Origin of the sequence: Acetobacter sp. DmW_043 (assembly GCF_002153485.1) — a bacterium.
Classification (GTDB): domain Bacteria; phylum Pseudomonadota; class Alphaproteobacteria; order Acetobacterales; family Acetobacteraceae; genus Acetobacter; species Acetobacter thailandicus.
Map to the genome: position 1 here is coordinate 60,909 of NZ_JOMN01000007.1, position 25,990 is coordinate 86,898.

General features: G+C 51.6%; 18 protein-coding genes and 1 tRNA gene. 14 read left to right on the forward strand and 5 right to left on the reverse strand.

The genetic code is table 11. The features are described from left to right. Positions 1–1,080: a cobalt-precorrin-5B (C(1))-methyltransferase gene (locus HK11_RS01930; RefSeq protein ID WP_086553712.1), complete on the reverse strand. Its 1,080-nt coding sequence runs from the start codon at positions 1,078–1,080 to the stop codon at positions 1–3. Positions 1,081–1,204: 124 nt separating this feature from the next. On the opposite strand from HK11_RS01930, the gene dnaE reads away from it, so the two are divergent. The 7 genes from dnaE to recO all read left to right on the forward strand — a co-directional run bounded on the left by dnaE (position 1,205) and on the right by recO (position 10,821). Beyond that, positions 1,205–4,624, forward strand: a complete 3,420-nt coding sequence (dnaE, locus tag HK11_RS01935) for a DNA polymerase III subunit alpha (protein ID WP_086553713.1) — start codon at positions 1,205–1,207, stop codon at positions 4,622–4,624. 8 nt (positions 4,625–4,632) lie between these two features. After that, positions 4,633–6,006 carry an aminodeoxychorismate synthase component I gene (gene pabB / locus HK11_RS01940; RefSeq protein WP_086553659.1) on the forward strand — a complete coding sequence of 458 codons (1,374 nt, stop codon included), beginning with the start codon at positions 4,633–4,635 and terminating at the stop codon, positions 6,004–6,006. Beyond that, the gene (locus tag HK11_RS01945) at positions 6,003–6,812 is read left to right on the forward strand and encodes an aminotransferase class IV (RefSeq protein ID WP_086553660.1); all 810 of its coding nucleotides are present in this window, start codon (positions 6,003–6,005) and stop codon (positions 6,810–6,812) included. The genes pabB and HK11_RS01945 overlap by 4 nt, the downstream gene beginning before the upstream one ends. Before the next feature lie 117 nt (positions 6,813–6,929). Continuing rightward, the gene (locus tag HK11_RS01950; RefSeq protein ID WP_086553661.1) at positions 6,930–8,033 is read left to right on the forward strand and encodes an aromatic ring-hydroxylating dioxygenase subunit alpha; all 1,104 of its coding nucleotides are present in this window, start codon (positions 6,930–6,932) and stop codon (positions 8,031–8,033) included. A gap of 163 nt (positions 8,034–8,196) precedes the next feature. Next, positions 8,197–8,973 (forward strand): 30S ribosomal protein S2, encoded by a 777-nt coding sequence (rpsB, locus tag HK11_RS01955; protein ID WP_086553662.1) that lies wholly within the window; start codon positions 8,197–8,199, stop codon positions 8,971–8,973. Between the two features lie 132 nt (positions 8,974–9,105). Continuing rightward, on the forward strand, positions 9,106–10,011 hold the full coding sequence (tsf, locus tag HK11_RS01960) for a translation elongation factor Ts (RefSeq protein ID WP_086553663.1): 906 nt from the start codon (positions 9,106–9,108) through the stop codon (positions 10,009–10,011). Between the two features lie 63 nt (positions 10,012–10,074). Beyond that, complete coding sequence (gene recO, locus HK11_RS01965; protein ID WP_233133259.1) at positions 10,075–10,821, forward strand: DNA repair protein RecO; 747 nt, start codon at positions 10,075–10,077, stop codon at positions 10,819–10,821. A gap of 3 nt (positions 10,822–10,824) precedes the next feature. Here recO and HK11_RS01970 read toward each other — a convergent pair whose 3' ends face one another. Further along, positions 10,825–11,784 (reverse strand): alpha/beta hydrolase, encoded by a 960-nt coding sequence (locus HK11_RS01970; RefSeq protein ID WP_086553665.1) that lies wholly within the window; start codon positions 11,782–11,784, stop codon positions 10,825–10,827. A gap of 174 nt (positions 11,785–11,958) precedes the next feature. On the opposite strand from HK11_RS01970, the gene parC reads away from it, so the two are divergent. After that, a complete protein-coding gene (gene parC / locus HK11_RS01975; protein WP_086553666.1) occupies positions 11,959–14,166 on the forward strand; it encodes a DNA topoisomerase IV subunit A in 2,208 nt (735 codons plus the stop codon). Between the two features lie 43 nt (positions 14,167–14,209). On the opposite strand, the gene HK11_RS12680 is transcribed toward parC, so the two are convergent. From HK11_RS12680 to HK11_RS01985, 3 genes are read right to left on the reverse strand one after another with little or no spacing between them, the layout of a single operon-like run. Next, complete coding sequence (locus HK11_RS12680) at positions 14,210–14,344, reverse strand: hypothetical protein (protein WP_255375955.1); 135 nt, start codon at positions 14,342–14,344, stop codon at positions 14,210–14,212. A gap of 25 nt (positions 14,345–14,369) precedes the next feature. Further along, the gene (locus HK11_RS01980; protein ID WP_086553667.1) at positions 14,370–15,146 is read right to left on the reverse strand and encodes an ABC transporter ATP-binding protein; all 777 of its coding nucleotides are present in this window, start codon (positions 15,144–15,146) and stop codon (positions 14,370–14,372) included. After that, positions 15,143–15,928, reverse strand: coding sequence for an ABC transporter permease (locus HK11_RS01985; protein ID WP_086553668.1), 786 nt, complete (start codon positions 15,926–15,928; stop codon positions 15,143–15,145). Before HK11_RS01985 ends, HK11_RS01980 begins: the two co-directional genes overlap by 4 nt. Positions 15,929–16,235: 307 nt before the next feature. Between HK11_RS01985 and HK11_RS01990 the strand changes: the two genes are divergently transcribed. From HK11_RS01990 to HK11_RS02015, 6 genes are all read left to right on the forward strand, one after another. Next, positions 16,236–17,549, forward strand: coding sequence for a UDP-glucose/GDP-mannose dehydrogenase family protein (locus HK11_RS01990; protein WP_086553669.1), 1,314 nt, complete (start codon positions 16,236–16,238; stop codon positions 17,547–17,549). A gap of 28 nt (positions 17,550–17,577) precedes the next feature. Continuing rightward, on the forward strand, positions 17,578–18,963 hold the full coding sequence (radA, locus tag HK11_RS01995) for a DNA repair protein RadA (RefSeq protein WP_086553670.1): 1,386 nt from the start codon (positions 17,578–17,580) through the stop codon (positions 18,961–18,963). A gap of 71 nt (positions 18,964–19,034) precedes the next feature. Further along, positions 19,035–19,108: transfer RNA gene (locus HK11_RS02000), tRNA-Gly, on the forward strand. A 766-nt stretch (positions 19,109–19,874) separates the two neighbouring features. Then, the gene (locus tag HK11_RS02005) at positions 19,875–22,349 is read left to right on the forward strand and encodes a TonB-dependent receptor (protein WP_086553671.1); all 2,475 of its coding nucleotides are present in this window, start codon (positions 19,875–19,877) and stop codon (positions 22,347–22,349) included. 101 nt (positions 22,350–22,450) lie between these two features. Beyond that, the gene (locus tag HK11_RS02010) at positions 22,451–24,529 is read left to right on the forward strand and encodes a phosphocholine-specific phospholipase C (RefSeq protein WP_086553672.1); all 2,079 of its coding nucleotides are present in this window, start codon (positions 22,451–22,453) and stop codon (positions 24,527–24,529) included. 88 nt (positions 24,530–24,617) lie between these two features. Then, a complete protein-coding gene (locus HK11_RS02015) occupies positions 24,618–25,517 on the forward strand; it encodes a S1/P1 nuclease (protein WP_086553673.1) in 900 nt (299 codons plus the stop codon). Positions 25,518–25,990: the final 473 nt, after the last annotated feature.

Here is a 25,990-nt window from a genome sequence, read left to right on the forward strand (position 1 = left end):
TCAGTGTTCTTCCGTGCGGCCTACGCACTGGCCGGCACGGTTGCAGACAACAACATCAGCTTTGATACTGGCTGGTGCCAGTGCCTGTTGCACGGTTTTGAGCGCAGTTTGTGCGATCAGGGTTCCAAGAGGAATGTTTTCCTCCTGTGTCAGTAAAAATGCCTCGGCTACCGTCGGGCAGGCAGCAATGGCGCTGATGAGGGGGGGAGAGGCACCTCCTGTGGCAGCGAGTTCTGCCAGAGCACGCATGTCAGCCTGGCCGCGTTTTGAATGCAGGTCTAGCCGCCCCTGGCCCAGTTTGGTCATTTTTGCAATGCCACCGGCAATGGTCAGGCGTGGCACAGGGTGCTGGCGCAGATATTTGAGCATCCCTCCGGCAAAATCGCCCATTTCGATCAGAGCGGTCTCAGGCAGGTTATAGAGTTTTTGTACAGTGTTTTCGGAAACATTGCCGGTGGCGCCGGCTAGGTGGTGCAGGCCTTCTGCTCTGGCAACATCAATGCCGCGCTGGATGCTGTGAATCCACGCAGAACATGAAAAGGGGACGACAATGCCTGTTGTGCCCAGAATAGAAAGACCACCGACAATACCAAGGCGCCCGTTCAGAGTGCGTTGTGCCAGGCGTGCACCGTCCTGCACTGAAATGATGATTTCTGCATCGGGCAGAGAGCCGTTAACTTCACTCAGTGTCCTGCACATCATAGCGCGGGGCACGGGGTTAATGGCGGCTTCACCCGGGGGGAGCGGCAGACCCGGTCGCGTTATGATGCCAACGCCCGAGCCTGCACGAAAAACGACGCCACTGCCCTGTGGCAGGTGGCGGACTGTGGCGCGAATACAGGCTCCGTGGGTAATATCAGGGTCATCTCCTGCATCTTTTATCACCTCAGCATAAGGGTTTCCGTTGTCTGTGCCATAACGGCAGATGGAAAAAACACACGATGACCCGTTGGGTAAGGTGATCGGCACAGTCGCTGGCGGATCATAGCCCAGCAGCAGCATCCAGGCGGCCCGGGTTGCGGCTGTAGCGCAGCTTCCGGTGGTCCATCCCCGGCGGAGCGGTGGTGCTGTGTCTGTCATAACCATTCTTTTACAAAGCTGAATTGTCAGGGAAAAGAGTTATCTCCGTACAGATGTGAAGATGCTTTCATCATACTGCATTTTGTCCGTGGTGAGAGAGCTGTTTTTTATGATAGAAACAGGCATGTCCTATGCTGATTTTATCCATCTCCGTGTACATTCTGCTTATTCTCTGAGCCAGGGCGCTATTCGTGTTCCTGAGCTTGTCAGCCTGGCGCAGGAGATGCAGATGCCAGCCGTGGGCATGACAGACTCGGGCAACCTGTTTGGTTCGCTTGAGTTCTCGCAATATGCCAGCAAGGCCGGGGTGCAGCCCATTACAGGGTGTCAGATCAATCTGCCGGCACGTAATCCTAAGCCGGGGGCTCCGCTCGAGCCGGTTGTGCTGCTGGCACAAAATCCGGCAGGCTTGTCTAACCTGCGTATTCTTTCCTCTCTCGGGTTTCAGGAGTCTGACCCCGCCGCTCCGGTTGTGCAGATGCAGACACTCTGTGAGCATTCCGAGGGTCTTATTTTGCTGACCGGGGGGACGCGCGGGCCATTGTTTCAGATGCTGGCTGAGGGGCAGAAGGATGAAGCGGAACGCTGGCTTGCACAGCTGCACGAGACATTTGACGACCGGCTGATTGTTGAGCTGCACAGACATAATCTGCCGGTCGAAAAAGCCGTTGAACCGGGGGTTCTGGCTCTGGCTGACAGTTTTGGCCTGCCACTGGTGGCAACGAATGAGTGTTTTTTTGCCCGTCGCGATATGTATGAGGCCCATGATGCCCTGATCTGTATTGCTCAGGGGCGTACAATGGCAGAGCGTGACCGCTGGCGTGTTACACCTGAGCACTGGTTTAAACCACCTGAGGTGATGCGCGCTTTATTTGCTGACCTGCCTGATGCCTGTGACAATACACTCGAGATTGCCCGTCGCTGCGCGATTAAGGTTGAGACCTGTAAACCTCTTTTGCCAGTGTGCCCCAAGGTGAGGGAGGGATCAACGGAGGATGAAACGCTGCGTGCCATGGCCTGGGAAGGGCTGGAGGAGCGTTTTATTAAGCTTAAGCCTGATGACGCCACGCGTGAGATATATAAAAACCGTCTGGCGTTTGAGCTTGATGTGATCTCAAAAATGGGGTTCCCCGGTTATTTTATGATCGTGGCTGACTTCATCCAGTGGGGAAAGGCGCATAACATCCCGGTCGGGCCGGGGCGAGGTTCTGGTGCAGGGTCTCTGGCCGCCTGGGCACTGACGATTACAGATATTGACCCCATTCCGTTTAACCTTCTGTTCGAGCGGTTTCTTAACCCCGAACGTGTGTCTATGCCTGACTTTGATATTGATTTCTGTCAGGACCGGCGTGACGAGGTTATTGCTTATGTGCGGCGCGAATATGGTGCTGACCGCGTGGCGCAGATTATTACCTTTGGTAAGTTGCAGGCCCGTGCAGCAGTGCGCGATGTCGGGCGTGTGCTTGGTTTGCCTTATGGCATGGTCAATCGTGTAGCTGAGCTTATTCCTAATAATCCCGCTCAGCCGGTCACGCTGAAGCAGGCTGTTGAGGGTGAGCCCAAACTGCAGGAAATGCGCGATGAGGATGAAGCACTGCGCCGGCTGCTTGAAATAGCGCAGCAGCTCGAAGGGCTTTATCGTCATGCCAGTACACATGCTGCCGGTGTCGTGATTGGCGACCGCCCACTGGTTGAGCTGGTTCCGCTCTATCGCGACCCGAAAAGCGATATGCTGGTTACCCAGTTTAATATGAAGTTTGTTGAGCAGGCTGGCCTGGTGAAGTTTGACTTTCTTGGTCTGACGACGCTTACCATTTTGCAGCGCGGTATCAACTTCCTCAATAAAATGGGTGTTGAGGTTGATCTGGGCCTTATTCCGCTCGATGACCCGATTACGTACGAGATGCTCAGCCGGGGTGATACCGCCGGGGTGTTTCAGTTTGAAGGTGCAGGTATGCGCGACGTTTTGCGTCAGATGCGCCCGACCCGCCTTGAAGATCTGATTGCAGCCGTGGCGCTTTACCGTCCTGGTCCGATGGCAAATATTCCTGATTACTGTCGGCGTAAGCATGGTGAGGCCTGGGAGCCACCACACGAGGAGATTCGTGAGATTCTTGAAGAGACCTATGGCATTATGGTCTATCAGGAACAGGTGATGCAGATTGCCCAGAAAATGGCTGGTTATAGTCTGGGTGGTGCTGATTTGCTGCGGCGAGCCATGGGTAAAAAAATTCGTGCTGAAATGGATAAGCAGCGTGAAATTTTTACAGAAGGAGCTACAGCACGCGGTATTGACCATGACAAAGCTATCGAGGTGTTTGACCTCATGGCAAAATTTGCTGACTACGGCTTTAACAAATCGCATGCTGCCGCATATGCTCTTGTGTCGTATCAGACCGCCTGGATGAAGGCGAACCATCCGGTTGCCTTTCTTGCCGGCTGTATGTCGCTTGCGCGTGAGCGCACAGAAAAACTTGCCACTCTGCGCCAGGAAGCGGAGCGTATGGGTATTAAGGTTCTGCCACCTGATATTAATAAGTCAGAAGCTGATTTTTGTGTTGAGACGCTGCCTGATGGCACACACGCCATTCGTTACGCACTGGCTGCGGTGAAGCGTGTTGGTGCCGGTGCGATGGAGGCTCTGACAGCTTCGCGCGGAGATAAACCATTTAAGGACCTGGCTGATTTTACAACACGGGTTGATCCTAAGCATATTAACCGCATGCAGGTTGAAAACCTGGCAAAGGCGGGAGCTTTTGAATGCCTGGATCAAAACCGTGCCCGTGTGTGTCGTTCGGCAGATACCTTGCTCAGGCGGGCGCAAAGCCAGGCGCAGGAGGCCGCATCAGGGCAGATTGGCCTGTTTGGTGGTACAGGCCATGTTGAACCGTTACGGCTGGCTGAGGGGCCTGACTGGCCTGAGTTTGAACGGCTGACGATGGAGGCTGATGCTATCGGTTTTCACATGACGGCTCATCCGCTTGATGCCTATGGTCCCGTGCTGCGGCGCATGGGGGTGACTAAGTCCTCAGCGTTGCAGGCTGCGGCAGAGGCGGGCGTGACCCGCGTCAGCATTGCCGGCTGTGTCGTTGATAAAAAAGAACGCCCGACCCGCACAGGTAATAAAATGGCCTGGGTGCGGTTGTCAGATGCCGGTGGCAGCTGTGAGGTCACTCTGTTTTCTGAAGTGCTGGGGCGTGTGCGTGAAAAACTGGTCACCGGGGCAGCCGTTATGGTCAAAGCTGAATTAAAACTCGATGGTGAAGCGATGCGTATTACGGCCAGCGATGTGACGGAGCTGGAGGATGCAGCAGCACAGAGTAAAAGCATTTTGCGTGTCTGGGTTGGTGGGGAGGAGGCCTTGCCTCAGTTGCGTGAGACGCTTGAGCAGCAGCGTGGCGGCATGGGGCGTGTTGTGTTGTTGCCTGATGTCAGTGGTGAACGTGATGTGGAGCTTCGCCTTAAAGGGCTTTACAGGGTAACGCCTCAGCTTAGTCAGCGCCTTAAAACATTCACGGGTATTTCCCGTGTTGAGCAGGTTTAAGGCTCAGCATGGTGCAGTTATGGGCGCAGCTTCTGCCATGGAAAGACCCGGAAGTTGTTTTCGCTGCCTGGGGGGAGAGGCCCTGGTGTGCTTTCCTTGATAGTGGTGGCCCGGAGGGAGAGCGCAGCCGCTGGCAGATTTTATGCATTGATCCCGAACATGCTTTTATCGTTCCTGCTGGCGATGAAGCTGGTTCTGCCAGTGTATTTAAACGCCTGCGTCACTTTATGCCTGTACTGGCAAAGGGGTGTAAAAAGCCTTTAAATCTGCCATTTTACGGTGGCTTTATAGGTTTTGCCGGGTATGGCTGTGGCATGCAGCAGGAAAAAATAGCGACACGTCATATTGATGATGCTGAACCACAGGCGGCTTTTGCGCTTTATAATCACGCAGTTCTCTGGGATCGGCAGGAAAAGCGCGCTTATGTTGCCGGGTTTTGTCGCGATGATATGTCAGGCTGGCAGCAGGCTGGCCTTCAGGCACGTTTTCATACGGCCTGGGCAGAGCTTTCTTCAGAGGTGCCTGTTGTGCCGGCTCTGCCTCGTCTTGCTTTTGAAGCAGACAGGCCGCGCAGTGGCTATTGTATGGCTGTCATGCAGGCGCGTAACTATATTGCCGCGGGTGATATTTTTCAGGTTAATGTAACCGGGCGTTATAGTGCCTCTTTGCCTGAAAATTTTTCTGATGTCGCTTTATACAGCGCCCTGCGCCGTCAGGCCCCGGCGCCTTTTGGTGCTTATTTACGGTGTGGCCACAATTATGCGCTGCATTCAACATCGCCTGAGCGTTTTTTGCAGGTTAGCACGCAGGGTGAGGTCAGTACCCGCCCGATTAAAGGGACAGCACCGCGCGGGCGGGATGCTCAGCAGGATATCGCGCTGGCTAACGCTCTTTCAGAAAATGAAAAAGAACGTGCTGAAAACCTGATGATCGTTGACCTGATGCGCAATGATATCGGGCGTGTTGCACAGACAGGAAGTGTGCATGTGCCGGATCTGATGCAGGTAGAGCGGTTTGAGCATGTGCATCACCTGGTTTCTGAAGTGCGGGCTCAGCTTAACCCTGATCAGGATGTGTTTGATCTGTTGCAGGCAACATTACCGCCTGGTTCGGTTACCGGTGCACCTAAACATCGGGCTATGCAGATTATCGATGAGATTGAAGCCGGTGCACGAGGTGCTTATTGCGGCGCTGTTTTGCAGATCGGGGTAGATGGTCGTCTTGATAGTTCTGTTATTATCCGCACTCTGGTCAGGCACCGTAACCGCCTGCATGTTTCAGCCGGTGGTGGTATTACCATTTTGTCTGACCCTGAGACGGAATATGAAGAAATGCGCCTTAAGCTCAGGCCGTTACTCGCGTTGTTTGGGGCTGAACCGTGAAGGGTGTTGTCTGGCTGAATGGCGCTTTGTGCCCGGCTGATAAGGCTTATGTATCAGTGGCAGACCGTGGTCTGACCCTCGGTGACGGACTTTTTGAAACATTCAGGGTAGATAAGGGGAAACTCTTACATATCGGGCTGCACATGGCGCGCCTTCAGGCAGGCAGTATGGTGCTTGCTCTGCCAGTGCCAGAGCAGGATGTCGTTGAACAGGCAGCGGCATCATTACTTGGTGCGCTGAATATTGAGCAGGGGTCAGCGCGTCTGACGGTTACACGGGGTGCCGGCCCAAGGGGAATTGCGCCGCCTGCACAGTCACAGCCGACAGTCTTTATGACCGCCTCAGAGGGCGCTTCTGTTCCTGCTGATGTGACACTGATAACCAGCCAGCTGGTACGCCAGGATGAACTTTCCGTGTTGTGTCAGTTTAAGACACTGAATTACCTGCCTTCCATTCTGGCACGGCAGGAGGCGATAAAGGCCGGGGCGGGGGATGCCCTGATTTTGAACACAAAAGGCCGTGTTGCTGAAACAACAGTCAGCTCTGTGCTGGTACAAAAAGCCGGGCGGTTTCTGACACCATCACAGAAAGAAGGCGCTTTGCCAGGGGTGGCCTGTGCTGTGCTGCGTCAGAAGGGTTTACTGGATGATGTCGTTCTGACGAGAGAGGATCTGATCCAGGCTGATGCTGTTTATCTGGTCAACGCGCTGAGCCTGCGTTGTGTGACAAGCCTGGATGGTATGCCTCTCAGGCAGGACAGAAACGGATTTTATAGAGTATGTAAGGAACTATCGTTAATAACATGACAAAATTTGTCCTGTTTTTTTCGGTAATTTTTATGCATTTCAGCCTGACGGAAAATTTGTATCAGGCTGTATAGCGGGTGTAGCCTGCTCCCCGTTATGTGAAAGGATTCGTGGGCCATGTTGATGGAAGCTTCGAAAAGCCAGAAAGACGATCAGGACAGAAAACCAGAATACGATCTGCGCCAGATCGATTGTGACCCTGACTTCTGGTACCCTGTAGCCTGGTCGCACAAGGTCAGACGTGGCAAGGCATTTGCTGCACGATATGCTGGTTATCCTGTTGCGCTTATCCGCCCTGAAAGCGGGCCGGTTTATGCACTGGAAGATCGTTGTGCTCATCGACAGGTGCCCCTGAGCAAAGGTGTTGTCGAAAAAAACTGTATCAAATGCTGCTATCATGGCTGGTCATTTGATAGTGACGGTCAGTGCGTAACGGTGCCTTATCTTAACCGTGAAGGCGTTGGACGACCGGTTCGCTCTTTCCCCTGCCGTGAAAAAGGCGGCCTGATTTTCATTTTCCCGGGTGACCCTGCGCTGGCAGACAGTGTGCCGCTGCCTGGCGTGGCACAGGTGGGTAATCCTGATTATAAAACCCGCCAGTTCAGCCCGCGCCTGAAATGTCATTATACCTTTATGCATGAAAATCTGATGGATATGAATCATCAGTTTTTGCACCGGCGGCAGATGGGCTCTATTACAGCGCGTTTTCTCGGGCAGGATAAAGGGGAGAATTTTCAGGAGGCCCGGTACAGTTTTGCCCGGAAAGGTGGTGAGCAGCCACTGGCTGAGGCGTTGATTTTTGGCCGCCATAAAGATCTTCAGGGGCGCGAGCAGCCTGTTGAGGAGGTTGTGTCGATACGTACAACCTATCCGTATCAGACACTTCAGATCCACGATAAAGATGGTGATCTGATTATGGATCTGTGGGCCTGTTATGTGCCGCTGGGTGCTGACCAGCAGGGCACGCAGGCTTTTGGTTTGTTGTCAGTAAAAAAACCGAAATGGGGGTTTTTGCTTGATCTGGCCTGGCCCGTTCTGGGGCTTTTCACGCACCGTATTTTTGAAGAAGACCGTGAAATTGTAGAGCTTGAGCAGAAAGCCTGGCGTGAGCTGGGGGGGGACCGCAACATTGAAGTTTTCCCCACAGTTAAGGCGCTGCGTGGTCTGCTTGCCCGGTGTGGTGTGCCTAATAAGATGGCTAAACCTGTACAAAAAGGCTGAGACTCTGGCTTTTTACCTTGCATGACCGCCAGAATCTTGTCATATCGGCACAGCCTGGCCGGTGCCAGGACGACACACGCGAGGCCTTGCACCTCTGGTGTCCTGCCAGAATGGCGGGGCAAGCTTCGCGGAGGATTAACCAGAATGGTAGGATTGACGCCCCATGGCGATGCCTGATTTCACACTCCGTCAGCTCCTTGAAGCTGGCGTTCACTTCGGTCACCACACACGTCGCTGGAACCCACGTATGGCGCCGTACCTGTTTGGGGTACGTAACCAGGTTCACATCATCGACCTGCAGCAGACTGTTGGTCTGCTTGACCGTGCTCTCCAGGCTGTTCGTAACACAGTTGCTGGCGGTGGCCGCGTTCTGTTCGTTGGCACCAAGCGTGCAGCAGCTCAGCCTGTTGCTGAAGCAGCAAAACGTTGCGGTCAGTATTATGTGAACCACCGCTGGCTCGGCGGTATGCTCACCAACTGGAAGACCATCACAGGTTCTATTAAGCGCCTGCGTCAGATCGAGGAAATGCTCGAAACCGGCACAGCTGGTCTGACCAAAAAAGAAATTCTTGAGCTGACCCGCGATCGTGATAAGCTCGAGCGTTCACTGGGCGGTATTAAGGAAATGGGCGGTCTGCCTGACATCCTGTTCATCATCGACACCAACAAAGAGAAGCTGGCTGTTGAAGAAGCAAACAAACTGGGTATCCCGGTTGTTGCTGTTCTCGACAGTAACTCTGACCCGAAAGGTGTTACGTTCCCTGTTCCGGGTAACGATGACGCCATTCGCGCAATTTCTCTGTATTGCGACCTAGTTTCTTCTGCTGTTCTCGATGGTATTTCTGCAGAGCTGGGTGCTTCTGGTCAGGACCTCGGTGCTGCTGAAGAACTGCCAGTTGAAGCTGCTCTGGTTGCTGAAGCAACTCCAGCCGCCAGCTGAAGCCTGATAGAGCGCAGCGCGGGGCATTTTGCCTCGCCTGCCTCAGGGTGAATGTGTGCCTGTACCTGCAGGCAGATGATGCGGTACGCGCCCCATGCAGGGCGCGTTGCCGGTTTTTAAGGAGATTCTGATATGGCGGCTATTACCGCTGCACTGGTCAAAGAACTGCGCGAAAAAACTGGCGCAGGCATGATGGACTGCAAAAAAGCCCTCAACGAATCAAACGGTGAAGTTGAAGCCGCAATCGACTGGCTGCGCACCAAGGGGCTTGCTGCTGCTGCTAAAAAATCTGGCCGTACAGCTGCTGAAGGTCTGGTTGGCGTTGCGTCAGAAGACAAAAAAGCCGCTATGGTTGAAGTGAATGCTGAAACCGATTTTGTAGCCCGTAACGAAGCTTTCCAGAACTTTGTTGAAAGCGTAGCTAAAGTTGCGCTTAAAGTTGGTGAAGACCTTGAAGCGATTAAGGCTGCTGTTCTCGACACCGGGCGCACAGTTGCTGACGAACTGACACATCTGATCGCTACCATCGGCGAGAATATGTCTCTGCGTCGTGCACGTGTTTTCACTGTGCCTTCAGGCGTTGTTGCTACTTATGTTCATGGTGCGCTGCGCCCTGGCCTTGGTAAAATTGGTGTTCTGGCTGCTCTCGAAGCACCATCTGCTGATGAAGCTGTGCTGCAGCTGGGTCGTCAGATTGGTATGCACGTTGCTGCAACCCGTCCATCTTCTCTGGATGTTTCAAGCCTGAACCCTGAAGAAGTTGAGCGTGAGCGCGCTGTTCTGGTTGAGCAGGCCAGAGATTCAGGTAAGCCTGAAGCGATTATTGAGAAAATGATCGAAGGTCGTATCCGTAAGTTCTATGAAGAAGTTGTTCTTCTTGAGCAGGTATGGGTGCATGACGGTGAAAGCCGCGTTAAGGCCGTTGTCGAAAAAGCCGGTGTTAAACTTGCTGGTTTCGATCGCTTCCACCTCGGTGAAGGCATTGACAAAGAAGAAGATGATTTTGCGGCTGAAGTTGCAAAAGTATCTGGCGTCTGAGCTATTGCTGAGATGATGAACAGGGGCGGGATTTCCTTCGGAGAGGAGGAGATTCCCGCCCTTGTGCTTTTTGTTACCCCTGTGGGGGAGACCGGAGCGCGTGTTCATGTGATGACCGAAGAGCACGGTCTGGTCCATGGCATGGTGTTTGGGGCACGCTCGCGTGCTGGTCGGGCTGTGTGGCAGCCTGGTACAATTATTAAAGCCCGCTTTCAGGTTTCTGGTCCGGCTTCTATGCCCCGCGTGTCGGGTGAGCTCCTTTATAGCTGCGCCTTTCGTCTGCTTGAGCAGCCACTGGCTTTGTCGGTTATGCAGGCAGTATGTGCTATTCTTGACACCGCCTTGCCGGAATATGAACCGTCTTCGCTGCTTTTCATTAAAACTCTTGAAATACTGACGGCTTTGGGAAGTGACCCTGTGCAGGCTGAGCAAACAGCTCTGGCGCATTATGTGCGCTGGGAGCTTGTGGTGCTGACAGAGCTTGGTTTCGGTCTGGACTTGTCACGTTGTGCTGTAACAGGTGCCGTGACGGGTTTATCCTGTGTCTCACCACGTACAGGGTGTGCTGTGACAGAGGAAGGCGCAGGCGAGTGGAAAAATAAGCTGCTGCCTTTACCTTCTTTTTTATTGCATGAGGAGGAGACCGGCTCTCATGCAGAATGGTATGACGGGCTGCGTCTGACCGGGTATTTTCTGGCTCGCCACGTTTATGGCCAGCGTCATGTGTTTATGCCTGCAGTACGTGAACGACTGAGTGCCAGGTTAAAAAAAGAGAGTGAACATAATACAAATATTGATAGCACTCATTAAGAATTATTTTTTATCGAGGAAATGATTCTCTTCTAACCATTTCTGAGCAAGCTCCGGCCAGGGTGTGCCGCCCTGTGGTACGTTCATACCAAAACCATGGCCCCCTTTTTCAAATAAATAACGGGTTACGGGCACATGATGCGCCAGGCAGGCCTGCTGTAATATTGCGGTGTTGACAGGGTTTGCAATGCGGTCATCAGCCGCCTGTATCAGAAAAAAAGGTGGGGCTTTATCGGTTATGTATGTCTCGACGGACCATGCTTTTTCTTTCTCTGGTGTTGGGTCCCTGCCAGCCAGAGAGCGGTGGGTGCGTGTTTTATTATAGGGAGGCTTCAGAGTCACAACCGGATAGGCCAGCATGGCAAACTGCACGTTAAGCGGGAGAGAATCAGCCTGGTCCACAGGCTGATAGGTTTGCCAGTCAGGTCGGCTGGCGCACATGCCCATAAGGTGCCCGCCCGCCGAAAAACCCATAAGGCCAACTTTATCAGGGTCGATATGCCATGTGGCGGCCTTATATTTAACCAGCCTGATAGCGCGTTGTGCATCCTGAAAAGGGGGGAGGCCGCCTTCATTCCACCCTTCTTCAGGCAGGCGATAGGTCAGAATAAAAGCCGTAATGCCCAGAGAGTTCAGCCAGCGGGCCGCAGGTATAGCCTCTTTACCTGTGGCAACGTAGTGGTATCCTCCGCCTGCGGCGATAATTATCGCCGTGCCGTTGGGGTGCTCAGGCTGATAGACGGTGAGTGTTGGTACAGATATTTTCGAGTATGCCCCGCGTGAAGAAATAAAAGGGCCGGATGAATCCGGACCCTGACCACCGGGGGGACGTTCGGGCCATAACGGAAAAGTTGTGCTGTCGTTCAGCATCGGGGCAGCTTTCGCATGTGGTAACAGAAGGGCATAGGCCAGAGCAGCTGAGGCTGTGGTGCTCAGAATTTTACGACGCGTTATAGAGGTCATAGCAAAAGCCTTGTATCTGAAACGCAGAACAGACCTATATGTGTATCAGTCACGCCAGAAATAGAAAGAGCAGAGTAATTTGCTGTTGCTGCCCAGTGCGGGGGTAGAACAAAAGAGGTTCAGCCGCTATGTCTGATCATGGGTTAAAGGTGGCATTGTGTCAGGGAGTGTAAGATGAGCGAAACTGTTGAAGGCTGCGTAGAAGAGACCAGACTGACCGATGCCCTGAGCAAGCGGTATCTGTCTTATGCGCTCTCTACTATTATGTCGCGTTCGCTGCCCGATGTGCGCGATGGCCTTAAGCCGGTTCACCGCCGCCTGGTATATGCCATGTATCAGCTTAAGCTTGATCCCTCTGCGGGCTTTAAAAAATGCGCCCGTGTTGTGGGTGACGTTATCGGTAAATACCACCCTCATGGTGATGCTTCAGTTTACGAGGCTCTCGTACGTCTGGCGCAGGATTTTGCAGCCCGTTACCCCCTGGTAGAAGGGCAGGGTAATTTTGGCTCGGTTGATGGTGATAACGCTGCGGCAATGCGATACACCGAGGCCCGCCTGACCGAAGTTGCAAGTGCATTGCTTGAGGGGGTTGAAGAAAATGCTGTTGATTTCCGCCCGACCTATGATGGTGAGGAGCAGGAGCCCGTTGTCCTCCCCGGTGCTTTTCCTAATCTCTTAGCCAATGGTGCTTCTGGTATTGCTGTGGGTATGGCAACCAGTATTCCGCCACATAACGCTGCTGAGGTCTGTAAAGCAGCAGCTTTTCTGGTCAAAAAACCAGGCTGTACCACGCAGGAGCTGATGGCGTATCTGCCCGGGCCGGACTTTCCGACCGGTGGCCTGATTGTGGAAGATGAAGCGGCTATTCTGAAAGCCTATGAAACAGGCCGTGGCAGTTTTCGTATGCGTGCCCGCTGGGAGGTGGAGCAGGGGCGTTTTGGCACATGGCAGATTATCGTCACTGAAATTCCTTATCAGGTGCAGAAATCCCGGCTTATCGAACAGATGGCTGATTTGCTCGAGCAGAAAAAACTCCCGCTTCTGGGTGATATCCGTGATGAAAGTACCGACGTGATCCGTCTGGTACTTGAGCCAAAAACACGCGGTATTGAGCCTGAAGTGCTGATGGAAACATTGTTTCGTGCCACGCAGCTTGAAAGCCGTTTTGGCCTGAACATGAATGTACTTGGCGCTAACCGTACTCCGGGGGTTCTGGGGCTGAAGGAGGTTTTGCAGGCCTGGCTTGACCACCGTCATGAGGTGATGGAGCGTCGCAGTCAGCATCGTCTTGATGCGGTTGCACGCCGTCTTGAAATTCTTTCTGGTTTTCTCGCAGTTTACCTTAACCTTGATGAAGTCATTCGTATCATCCGTGAAGAAGATGATGCACGTGACTGCCTTATTCGCACTTTCTCTCTGACTGATATTCAGGTTGAAGCTGTTTTAAACATGCGTCTGCGCAGTCTCCGACGGCTTGAAGAGGTCGAGATTCGCAAAGAGCATGATAAACTCTCTGCAGAGCGTGCAGCTCTTGAAGAGTTGCTGGCTGATGCTGGCCTGCGCTGGAAGCGTATTGAGCGTGAACTGCGTGAGATGAGTGTACAGTTTGGTAAAGGTCGCCTGGGCGAGCGTCGCAGTACTCTTCTTTCAGCGCCTGAGCCGGTTGATATTTCTGTCGTTGATGCGGTTGAACGTGAGGCTGTTACGCTGATACTGTCGCAGCAGGGCTGGGTGCGTACGGTTAAAGGTCATAATATTGATGCTGAAAATCAGAAGTTTAAAGAGGGCGATGCCCTCAGGCTGACAATCCCCTGTTACACGACTGATAAAATCTGCTTCTTTGCAACGGACGGAAAAGCTTTCACCGTGAAAGCGGCTGATCTGCCACGGGGTCGTGGCGATGGTCAGCCTCTCAGATTATTGTTTGACCTGCCAAATGATGAAGAGCTGATTGCTGTTTTTGCTGTGAAAGCAGGCGGTAAACGCCTTGTTGCCTCAGATGTCGGGCGCGGTATGCTGGTTGAGGAGGAGAGTATGGTGGCTGAGAAGCGCTCAGGCCGCCAGGTGCTCAACCTAAAACCAGGTGAGCGTGCTTTGCTGTGTAACCCGGCTGAGGGCGATCAGGTCGCAGTTATTGGTGATAACAGGCGTTTTCTGATTTTCCCGGCAGAACAGTTGCCTGTTATGGCGCGTGGCCTTGGTGTTGCTTTGCAGAAATATTCTGATGCACGCCTGCGTCAGGCTATAGTCTTCTCGTCAGAGGGTGGGTTGTTGTGGCCTGGTACGGTGCGCGTGCGCCAGTGGTCTGACCTGCAGGAGTGGGCAGGTCGTCGCGCTGCAGTCGGTAAAACTGCACCGGCATGGGCCATGAAAAAAGGGTGACCGACAAATCACCCCCCCCGGTTTTGTAAGCCGGGGGATGCGGTTATTTGTTATTTTGCATCAGATGGTCGTGGTAGCCGTACTTCTGCCACTGAGCGGGTGTGGTCAGTTTTTTGGGTTCTTCTGAACAGGCTGAGAGCGTTACAGCACAGATCAGTAGTAAGATAACATGTCTCATAGTCCGGGGTCTCTGTTCAGAGGGGTTATTTACGGAGTTCCATAGAAATCGGGCCTTCGCGCCGGCCATGGGTAAACTGGTCAACAAGCGGATTGCCGCTGTTCATGAGAGATGTGGCTGCACCCTGCCAGACCATCCTGCCTTTATAAAGCATAGCGGCCTGATCACCAATGCGCTGGGCCGAAGCCATGTCGTGGGTAATGGCGATAGCGGTTGAACCGAGTGTTTTTACGCAATCGACAATAAGCCCGTCGATAATAGCGCCCATAATAGGGTCAAGGCCTGTTGTAGGCTCATCAAAGAACAGAATTTCAGGTTGTGCCGCGATAGCCCGTGCAAGGCCAACGCGCTTTTGCATGCCGCCTGACAGTTCAGAGGGGTAGAGGTCACAAACCGACTCATCAAGCCCCACCTGAGCCAGAACTGAGGCTGCTTTCTGGCGGGCGTCAGCACGTTTAATGCGCTTTTGTGCCAGCAGGCCAAAGGTCACGTTTTCCCAGACGGGCAGACTGTCAAACAGAGCAGCATTCTGAAACAGCATGCCAATTTCGCCGCGTAGTTTTTCACGGCGTTGCTCAGAGGCTGCGACAATATCTTCCCCGTTGATTTCAATGCTGCCGGAATCCGGGGTGATAAGCCCGAGAATACAGCGCAGCAGCACTGACTTGCCACTGCCCGAACCGCCAATAATGACAAGAGACATTCCGGCAGGAACATCAAAAGTAATGCCATCCAGAACGGTTCTGGAACCGAAGGATTTGTGCAGGTCGCGAATGCGGATTCTGGGAGTGGTGCTGGTCATTGTGAGAAGAACAGATCCGTCAGAAGATAATCAAAGGCCAGGAGCAGAATCGAAGCGGTAACAACAGCTGCTGTTGTGGCTGAACCAACGCCTTCAGCGCCGCCTTTGCTGTTATAACCGTAATAGCAGCCCATCAGTGAGATCAGAAAACCAAACAGTGCTGCTTTGACCAGCCCTACGGTGACATCTGCTATTTTGAGCGAGTTGAGCGTTGCCGTGATATAGGCATGAGGTGAAAAGCCCAGCTTCATAACACAGACAGTAAAGCCGCCGGCTACACCCAGAATATCGGCAATAAACACCAGCAGAGGCAGAGCCACCAGCCCTGCGAGAAGGCGTGGTGCCACCAGATATTTCATCGGATGGGTTGAGAGTGTGCTCAGTGCATCAATCTGGTCAGTGACACGCATGGTGCCCAGCTGTGCGGCAATGGCTGCCCCCACGCGCCCGGCTACCATCAGGCCGGCCAGCACAGGTCCCAGCTCGCGGGTCACGGCCAGCACGACAATGCCGGCAATAGCATTTTGTGCATGGTATTGCGCAAATCCTGTGTAGGACTGCAAAGCAATAACCCCACCTGAAAAAAGCGCGGTCAGGGCGACAACAGGCAGGGAGAAGAACCCGGTCTCCTGAAAGGTGCTGAAAAACACACGCCCGTAAAAGGGTGGGCGAAAGATGTGCGACAACCCTTCAAGAGCGAACAAAGCCAGAGACCCGGCTGCGCGAATCAGATCAAGGGTTGTCCGGCCCAGTCTGGCTACAAGAGAGAGCAAGCTATCCATCTGCCCGGTTTATCATCCTGGTTAAGTGCTTTTATAAATCGTGATGTTAAGCCGTAGCCTGATACGGGCGAGGCGTCAAAGTCTGAAATATTTTTTTATGATGAGATCGCTGAGTAGCCGCCGGGTTGCCCGATAAAATGTCAGCTCAGACGCATCATCCGTTCACCCCCCATTGCAGAGCGTGATGATGAAGGGCATCTGTAGTGGTAATAATGTCTGCTATTCTGTTTTTTTCTTTTGCCCCGGCAGGTGAAGGCAGGATTTCAGCACAGGACTATACAGCAGGAGAGTTTGAGTGCGCATAGCTATGATAGGCGGCGGGTATGTCGGACTGGTATCAGGTGCATGTTTTGCCGAATTTGGCGTGCATGTTGCTATTGTTGAAACAAACCCTCAGCGTCTGCATGCCCTGCGTAACGGAGAAATTCCTATTTATGAGCCGGGTCTTGATGCGCTTGTGGCATCAAACACGCAGGCTGGCCGCCTGACATTCGGTGATGATATTGCTCACGCCGTAACAGGCGCTGATGCGGTATTTATCGCTGTTGGTACACCACCCAGAAATGGCGACGGCGCAGCCGACCTGCAGTATGTTCATGCCGCAGCCCGTCAGATTGCTCATGCGCTGACAGGCTATACGGTTGTCGTGACAAAATCGACCGTACCGGTGGGCACAAGCCGGCGTATTGCGGCTATTATCCGTGAAACCCGCCCTGATGCTGATTTTGATGTGGCTTCCAACCCTGAATTTTTGCGTGAAGGTAATGCAATCGGGGACTTTATGCGCCCTGATCGTGTGATTATCGGCCTTGATCAGGAAAAAACGCGTACCGATGGCCGTGCTGAGGCGGTGCTGCGCAATGTATACAACAAAATCTCTCACACTGGTGCGACACTTTTATTCACCGGTATTGAAACCGCTGAGCTGACCAAATATGCCTCGAATTCTTTCCTCGCGATGAAGATTTCGTTTATTAACGAAATGGCAGATCTGTGTGAAAAATTAGGCGCCAGTGTAGAGGACCTTGCCGATGGCATGGGGCTGGACAGGCGTATTGGCCGTGAGTTTTTAAACCCAGGCCCTGGTTATGGCGGTTCATGTTTTCCTAAAGATACTCTGGCGTTGTCACGCATCGCGCAGGAGGCGCAGAGTGCCTGTCGCCTGGTTGAAACCACAGTGCTGGTTAACGAAGCCCGTAAGGCTGGCATAGCCGGGCGCATTGCCGCTTTGTGTGGTGGTTCAGTGTCAGGTAAAACGATTGCTGTTCTCGGGCTGACTTTTAAGCCTGAGACAGATGATATGCGTGAATCTCCCTCACTGCCTGTATTGCACCGACTGGCAGAAGCTGGCGCAGTTATTCGTGCCTATGACCCGGTTGCTATGAATGTGGCTCGCCCGCTTTTGCCTGCAGGGGTGATATATTGTGAGGATGCACTCAGCACAGCTGAAAATGCTGATGCACTGGTGGTGCTCACAGAATGGAATGAGTTTCGCGCACTTGTGCCAGCCGAACTGGCACAGCGGATGAAGAACGGCGTCGTTATTGATTTACGCAATATTTTCGACCCCGCTGCCATACGAACTGTCGGGCTTCGTTATGATTCTGTTGGGCGCCTGTGAGCGTATGATGCGGTAAGGAGAGTCGGCTGTGGCAAAAAAACCTTCACGTCGTTTTGTGTGTCGCAGCTGTGGCGTTGTGCACCCGAAATGGATCGGGCAGTGCGAAGGCTGTGAGGAGTGGAATACGCTTGAAGAGGAGCAGATTGAACCTCTGGCAGCTTCTTCTGCACGGCCGTCAACGCGGGGGCGCCGCATTAAGCTTGAAGGGTTAAGTGGTATCGCTCAGCCGCCGCCACGCATTAAAACCAGTATCGAAGAGCTTGACCGCGTTCTGGGGGGCGGGCTGGTGCCGGCCTCTGCTGTGCTGGTAGGGGGCGACCCGGGCATAGGTAAATCAACCCTGTTGTTGCAGGCTGCCTGTCGCCTGGCAGAAAGCGGGTCACGGGTATTGTATATCTCGGGTGAGGAGGCGGCAGATCAGATTCGCCTGCGTGCGCTCAGGCTGGGGGTGGGGTCAGCGTCTCTTGACCTTGCAGCATCAATTAACGTGACAGACATTGTGGCCACGCTTGAAGCTGAGCCAGATGTTAAAGTCGTGGTGATCGATTCAATTCAGACGATGTGGCTTGAAACGGTTGATAGTGCACCAGGCACAGTCTCTCAGGTGCGGGCCTGTGCGTTTGAGCTGATCCGCCTGGCGAAGCGGCGGGGTTTCAGCCTTATTCTGGTCGGGCATGTGACGAAAGAGGGCGCTCTTGCAGGCCCGCGTGTGCTGGAGCACATGGTTGACGCGGTGCTTTATTTTGAAGGAGATCGCGGGCACCAGTTTCGTATTTTACGTGCGGCCAAAAATCGCTTTGGTGCAACAGATGAAATTGGCGTTTTTGCGATGACTGATCGTGGACTGGAGGAGGTCAGTAACCCTTCGGCTTTGTTCCTGGCTGAACGTCGCGGCAATATTGCAGGGTCAGCTATTTTTGCAGGGCTTGAGGGTTCGCGCCCGGTTTTGCTTGAGGTGCAGGCTCTGCTTTCTCCTAAGTCGGGCGATGGTGCACCACGCCGGGCTGTTGTGGGGTGGGATAGTGGCCGGCTTTCTATGTTGCTCGCCGTGCTTGAGACGCGTTGCGGGCTGAAGCTGGCGGGTATGGATGTTTACCTTAATGTGGCAGGTGGTCTGAGAGTGACAGAGCCTGCAGCTGACCTTGCCGTGGCAGCGGCACTAGTTTCTGCTGCGAGCGGGGTGCCGACCAGTTCAGGCGATGTTTATTTTGGTGAAGTCGGGTTGTCAGGCGAAGTGCGCCAGGTGTCACAGGCTGACGCCCGTTTAAAAGAAGCCGTAAAGCTTGGTTTTGACCAGGCAGCACTGCCCCGGCGTGTTGCCAGAGGGAGTGCCCGCAGCAAGCCGCCTGAAGGTTTGACCCTGCGTGAAATTGGCCATTTATCGGACCTGACCGGCGGTATACCTGAAGAGTAAAGGAGTTTAGAAAAAATATATTGGATGGTTGCCAGAAAAACGCTCTAAGCGTATAGAGGCCATAGTCAGATGCGGATGTAGTTCAATGGTAGAACGGCAGCTTCCCAAGCTGCATACGGGGGTTCGATTCCCCTCATCCGCTCCAGACTCAATTATCTCCCTCCTTAAAAAATATATAACCGACAGTGCTCCCCTGCTATTGGGAGTATCAGGGTACCGGCACAGTGCGTTATAACCTGCTGCGCAGAAGCGCTGATTAAAGAAAAATTGAGAAATAGTTTTATGTCCAGGGAGCGATAATACTGCCGGGACAGACTTTCAGCGATTTACCGTGCGTTAATCACGGCTGCTGCGAGATAGATCATGGCGCTGAAGTTTTTGTCTGTTTTGTCGGTCATCTCGATACGTTTAAATTGTTTTAAGCGTTCAGATGAAGTGCCCGATCAGGTTTTTATGTTTATAAAATTATTTGTAAATCTTTTTATAAAATAAAGTATTTTTGTGAATTTTTATACGATATCCTGGTAGACCGGATAAAGAGATGGCGAACTTTAAAGAACACTGAGATAAAAAGCTGACACCTGTCATGAGTGCGAAGTGTCAGCATCACTTATTTTCGCTTTCGCAAGAGCAGCATAAGCAGAGCCTGGCCTATGGCTCCACCGGCGTATCGTTTCATACGACATAATAATGCTACACTAATACTGCATCTTTTCAGAGAGTCAGTAACTTACTGCACAGGCTTTGATCCCTCAGCAGCTATCACAACTGAGCTGGTGTGACAGCATAAGTATTGTCTTCAAATTGTCTCACAACCTTAACACACAATTTTAAAGTCTGCGGGTAAAACCCTCTGAAATTCTCTAAAACAGATGTGCGGATAAAGGTTAAACGTGAAACCTATAAGAACTATGAAAAAGCTCAGATGTCTGCTTCTGTCCACATCAACTATATCGTTCATGTACTACGCGCCAGTACATGCCTGGAGTAAACCTTTAGCAAAAACTACAACACACTCATCTAAAGGCTTACATCATAAGCCAAAAGAGAATGCTCCGAGTATGATGGGGGCAACGTCACCGACAGACGTATCGGAAGAGCAAATTTCTGTTTTTGGAGCACATCATCGTCAGGTTGCTGCTGGCCTGATGATTAAAGAAGATGCTCCTAAATCCCGCTCTACCGTCACGCAGGAATTCATTGAGAAGCAGGCAAACGGGTCAAACCCAATGCAGCTCATTGCATTACTCCCCGGTGTTAATACGTCAGACCAGGACCCTCTGGGCATGACCGGTGGCAATATGACAATGCGTGGCCTGACATCTCAGCAGATAGGTTTCACGCTTGAGGGTTTTCCCATTAACGATATTGGCAGTTATGCTGTGTACCCGCAGGAAATTGTGGATGCAGAAAACTTGCGTAGTATCAACGTAGAACAGGGTTCTGCAGATCTCGATAGCCCGCATATTTCTGCAACCGGGGGTGCTGTAGATATGTATCTCCGCGATCCGGCGAACCATTTTGGTGGTAAGCTCGTCGGGTCGTATGGCTCATATAATATGCGTCGTATTTTTGGTCGTGTGGATACAGGCTATGTTGGTCACACAAATCTGCGAGGTTTTGTATCTTTCTCTCAGGCTGCAGAGGATATGTGGAGAGGCCCGGGTAGTTCCAATAAAATGCATGGAGAAACCAAATGGGTCAACAAATGGGGTAATGGCAACGTCGTTTCACTGAGTATTATTGGTAATCATTCTTCAGGGGTGCTTTTTCCATCTACGAGAGTAACCACCGCGGCTGATATGAACGCCATGAACACCGGTAAGGGTTACAACTCTCTGGTCAACAGCATGATCAAGAATAACGTCTATGAGTCGAAATGGAACCCCGACAGTCCGAGTGGAAATTATTACCAGCTACACAGAAATCCGTTTACCAACATTTACGCATCGGCTCCTTCGACTTTCAGGTTGTCTGATAAAATCACTCTGACAGAAACACCGTATTTCTGGTACGGGAACGGAAATGGTGGTGGGGCCTATAGCACCAGTTTTCAGAATTATCAGTATGGCGCTGAAAAAATGTCAGCGTCTCTTGGAAATTACAATGCATCTAATACCAAGTCGATGCTTTTGTATAATCCTTCAAACACGCAAACCTACCGTCCAGGCTCTGTCACCAAACTGACTTTGCACACCGGAATAAACCGTCTTGAAGCCGGCTACTGGTTTGAATATTCAAAACAGCGTCAGACAGGCCCTTATAGCCTTATTAACTCGGAGACGGGGCGGGCGCTTGATTTATGGGGAGGGGGACCTAACCTCGTATTATCAAACGGTGTGACGGCTGAATATCGTGATACGTTAACACAAACACGTATTCATACACTTTTTTTAGCTGACAGTCTTTCACTGCTTAATAATAAATTAAACATTGAAGCGGGCCTTAAATATACCTTTGTTAAACGTCAGGGATATAATGGTCTGCCAGACACATCGACAGGATCTCATATCAATGGTTCCTGGCAGCAACCTCTCCCGGCTTTTTCTGTTCGTTATAAAGTGAATAGTGAAAATCAGTTTTTTGCTTCTGTAACAACAAACTTCCGTATTCCTATGAACAGTTCCCTATATGATTCCGGGTCATATTATCCAGGTTCTGGCTATTCTACCAAAGCGAACCCAAACCAGAAAACGGAATATTCGATTTCTGAAGAAGCAGGATGGCGTTATCAGGGAGCAACTATAATGAGCTCCATTACGTTTTTCCATTATAACTTTACAAACCGTCTTTATACACAGGTTATTACTCAGCCGAACGGCAGCTATTATACAACCAGTATTAATGGTGGTGGTATGCATGCTTCGGGTGTGGATGCTGAAATTGGAACACGTCCGTTTCATAATTTCCGCCCGTATGCGTCTTTTGAGTATGTTGACGCCCGCACTGATAATAACCTGGCTGCCAGCAGTGGCAGTACCAGTGACTATGTTCATTCTAAGGGTAAATTTGCCCCTCAGACGGCTAAATATCAGGTTGGTTTTAACCTCGATTATGATGACGGTAATTTCTTTTCAGGGTTTAGTCTGAAATATACTGGTTCGCAGTATGCTACGTTTACAAATGACCTGAAGATTCCAGGTTATGTTCGTATGAATATATCTGCTGGTTATCGCTTTAAAAACTTTGGTTTTCTCAAACATCCGACACTTAAGCTGAACCTGATGAATATCGCGAACAACCATTATCTGGGTTTTGTTAATGGTGCTGCTACGAACGCGAAAGCCACAACCGGTGTCTTTGGTTCTAAAATTGCAGGCCAGAGCACAAGTTATCTGATCGCCAGCCCGTTCTCCGTTCTCGGGACGTTCAGCGCAGATTTTTAAAATTCTTCAGTGAGATATCCGCCTGCTGCATGAGGCGGATTTTCTTTCATTATCTCCCTGACTATTGTCAATTCGATGCGCAGTATGAGGAAACGTCATCATTGTCCTCTGACATTTATCGCAGAAGCCTGCTGACCGCTGGTGCGGGTCTTTCACTGTCTGGTTTGCTTCCGTCAATTCAGCGTGCACGTGCAATCCCGGCACGACGTGAAAGCGGAACAATCAGCGACGTTCGGCATATTGTTATTCTGATGCAGGAGAACCGGTCGTTTGACCACTACCTTGGTCATTTATCAGGGGTACGTGGGTATGGCGACCGACATGTTGTGCATGGTCCGGAAGGTTTTCCGGTCTGGTGGCAGCAGCGTCATAAATCAGCAGATGGCTGGATTACGCCTTTTCACCTGCCGACACAAACAACCAGCGCGCAATGTGTCATGGATCTTGATCACAGCTGGACGCCAACACACGCAGCAATTAACAAGGGCTGGAATAACCAGTGGCCACGTTATAAGACAGATATGACGATGGGTTATTACACCCGCGATGATATCCCTTTTCATTATGCACTGGCTGATGCGTTTACAGTCTGTGATCACTGGTTTTGCTCTACTCCTACTCAGACACATCCTAATCGCTACTACCTGATGACGGGTATGGTTGACCCGGCGGGAACAGGCGGAGGGCCGGTGCTTGATAACAGAGACTGGGTCGACCGTCCTTTTTATCCGAATGTCGCAGCACCTTTCTCATGGACGACTTACCCTGAGCGCCTGCAGGACGCAGGTATTGACTGGCGTATCTATCAGCAAAGCATGTCAGTCTCTGATATTGAAAATGGTAATTTCGGTACAAACGTACTGATGAATTTTCGTAATTTTGTTGATGCGCCAAAGGGTTCCCCTTTGTATGAGCGGGCTATGACTGCCCGGACACTCGATAATCTGCGGCAGGATGTGCTGGCTGATCGCTTGCCTCAGGTCTCGTGGGTTTTGCCGCCGGCAGCTTATTCCGAACATCCTCGCTGGACACCAGGTTACGGTGCAACCTTCATTTCTCGTACGTTAGATGCGTTAACGGCTAATCCTGAAGTATGGGCCAGAACTGTTTTTCTGGTTATGTATGACGAGAATGATGGTTATTTTGATCATATGCCGCCGCCTCAGCCGCCAACACCTGTGCTGCCAGGAAAAAGCACGGTTGATACAGCAGGGGAAATTCATGACCGTGTCGCGGCTTTTCGCCCGGAAAGCCAGACCGCAGATATGCTGCCTTTCGGTCTGGGTCCGCGCGTGCCGGCCTTTATCATTTCTCCCTGGAGCACAGGTGGTTTTGTCAGCTCAGAAGTTTTTGATCATACGTCAGTTATTCGCTTCATTGAGGCACGCTTTGGCGTAAAAGAACCTAATATTACCCCCTGGCGTCGTGCCATTTGCGGTGATCTGACAGGCGCGTTTGATTTTACACGCAAACGTACTGTGCTGCCACCACTGCCCGATACCACCGCTTATCGAAAAATAGCTGATGCATCCTGCAAACTTCCCGCCGTTATTGTCCCTCATCAAAGCCGTATTGAGGATATGGGACGTCAGGAAACAGGTGTGCGTCTGGCCAGACCATTACCTTATGACCTGACTGCTGATCTCGTTCCTTCTGCTCCGGGTGTTCTGACCCTGAATATGCGTAATGACGGTAAGCAGGCTGTGTGTCTTTATGTTTATCGTGATACTACGCATGAGACGCCTCGCCGCTATACAATCGGGCCAGGCAAAGCTTTGCAGGACGTATGGTCTGTGCAGCAGGGTGATAGTCACAAGATTACCGTTCTGGGTCCTAATGGTTTTGCACGGTATTTTTACGTTCCTGACGCGACGACCATGAGCCTTACGGCCTGTCATGATGCCGCTACCGGTAGCCTCATTCTTAAAGCTGTTAATAGCGGAGCAGTTTCTAAGCGTCTTTTACTCCGGGATAATGCTTATGGTGCAGCAGACCGCAGCTTTGATGTTCCGGGTCAGAGCTCTTCCAGCTTGCCTGTTAACCTCGCGAATAGTCATCACTGGTATGATCTGACGGTAATAACGGAGGGTGAGGACCGTAATGAAATTCGTCTGGCCGGCCATGTTGAGACAGGACGCATAAGCATTACAGATCCGGCTATGGGGGTAATCTCAGGTTAACTATGTCGGGTCTCAGTAACTTTCTCAGCTTTGTAAACTTAACATTACATATCTGTATTATTGCCAGAATCAGGCAGTCAGGATTCCAATGAAATTTCGTTTTTTTTGTGCATCTCTGATCGGTGCAGGCACACTTGCCTTTTCTTCCAGCGCATTCGCCTGGGGGCCGTATGGGCATGCGATCGTAGCGGATATCGCACAGGAGCATCTGACACCTCAAGCTGAAAAGACCGTAACTGCGTTACTCGCTCTTGAAGATCATCAGACACTCGATCAGGTTGCCTCCTGGCCCGACACGATTGGTCATATTCCGGAGAACAAAGGAGGAGCACCCAAAACGCTGAAATGGCATTATGTCGATATAGACGTGTCCCACTCAGTCTATGATCAGGCCCGTGACTGCCCGGACCATGCCTGCGTCGTGGAAAAACTCCCCGAGGAGGTCAGAATCCTTGCCGATACGCATGCGTCACCTCAGGAGCGTCTGGTTGCATTGAAGTGGATAGTTCACCTTGCGGGGGATATCCATCAGCCGCTGCATGCTGCTGAGCGCAATAAGGACATGGGTGGCAATGCAATCCACCTTACTTATTTCGGAAACAATGCCAATGGTCACATGAACCTCCACTCTCTGTGGGATGAGGGGGTGATAGATCATCAGGCGAACCTGCATGTTGGCCCGTTCTACAGCATCGACCCCGTTCGCGCGAAGCAGGAGGCGGATCGTCTTGGCGCTCAGATCACACCTGATGAGACGAAATACTGGGTGCAGGATCTGGATAGCGGAGATATTCATGATGCCAGCGTTAGCTGGGCTAACGAGAGTCATTCCCTGGCCCGTACTGTGGCTTATGCTGCGCTGCCTGCCAGTAAGGGAGCTGATGTTGGCAAGACTTATACCGAATTGACATGGCCGATTATGGAGCTTCGCCTGCAACAGGCCGGAGTTCGACTGGCCGCTATTTTAAATAAAGCGCTGTCGCATTAAGTGAGTAGTAATACCGCGTCTGATAGCGCGGTATTACCACCATACATTGTGCCAGACTCTATCGGGTTATCAGCATAGTTATGTGACTTCGTAGCACTGTCTGTCATAGCCTGCAGTATCAGTCTGCAGCCATGCTGAAAGCTTCATCTTTTATTTCAAAAAATGCTCCTGAGCCTGAAGAAGTCGCTGAGATGGCAATTATTAGCCATCGTACGCACGGAATAATCAGAGAGCACTGTTCCTCACTGATAGCAGGCGGGCGTTACATAAAACTTAAAGGCAGAAAGGCATAACGCTGTCTAAATTTATGCATATGGTAAGAAAAATATAATTGTTCTGACTTTTCCAGATATTACAAAAAACCTATCTGATGTTATGCCTTTCATCTGTATTTTAATAAAAAATTTTTTGTTCAGAAAAATCATTAACTATATAGAGGCATAGTTTAAGGATTTACTAAACTTAACAGAAGC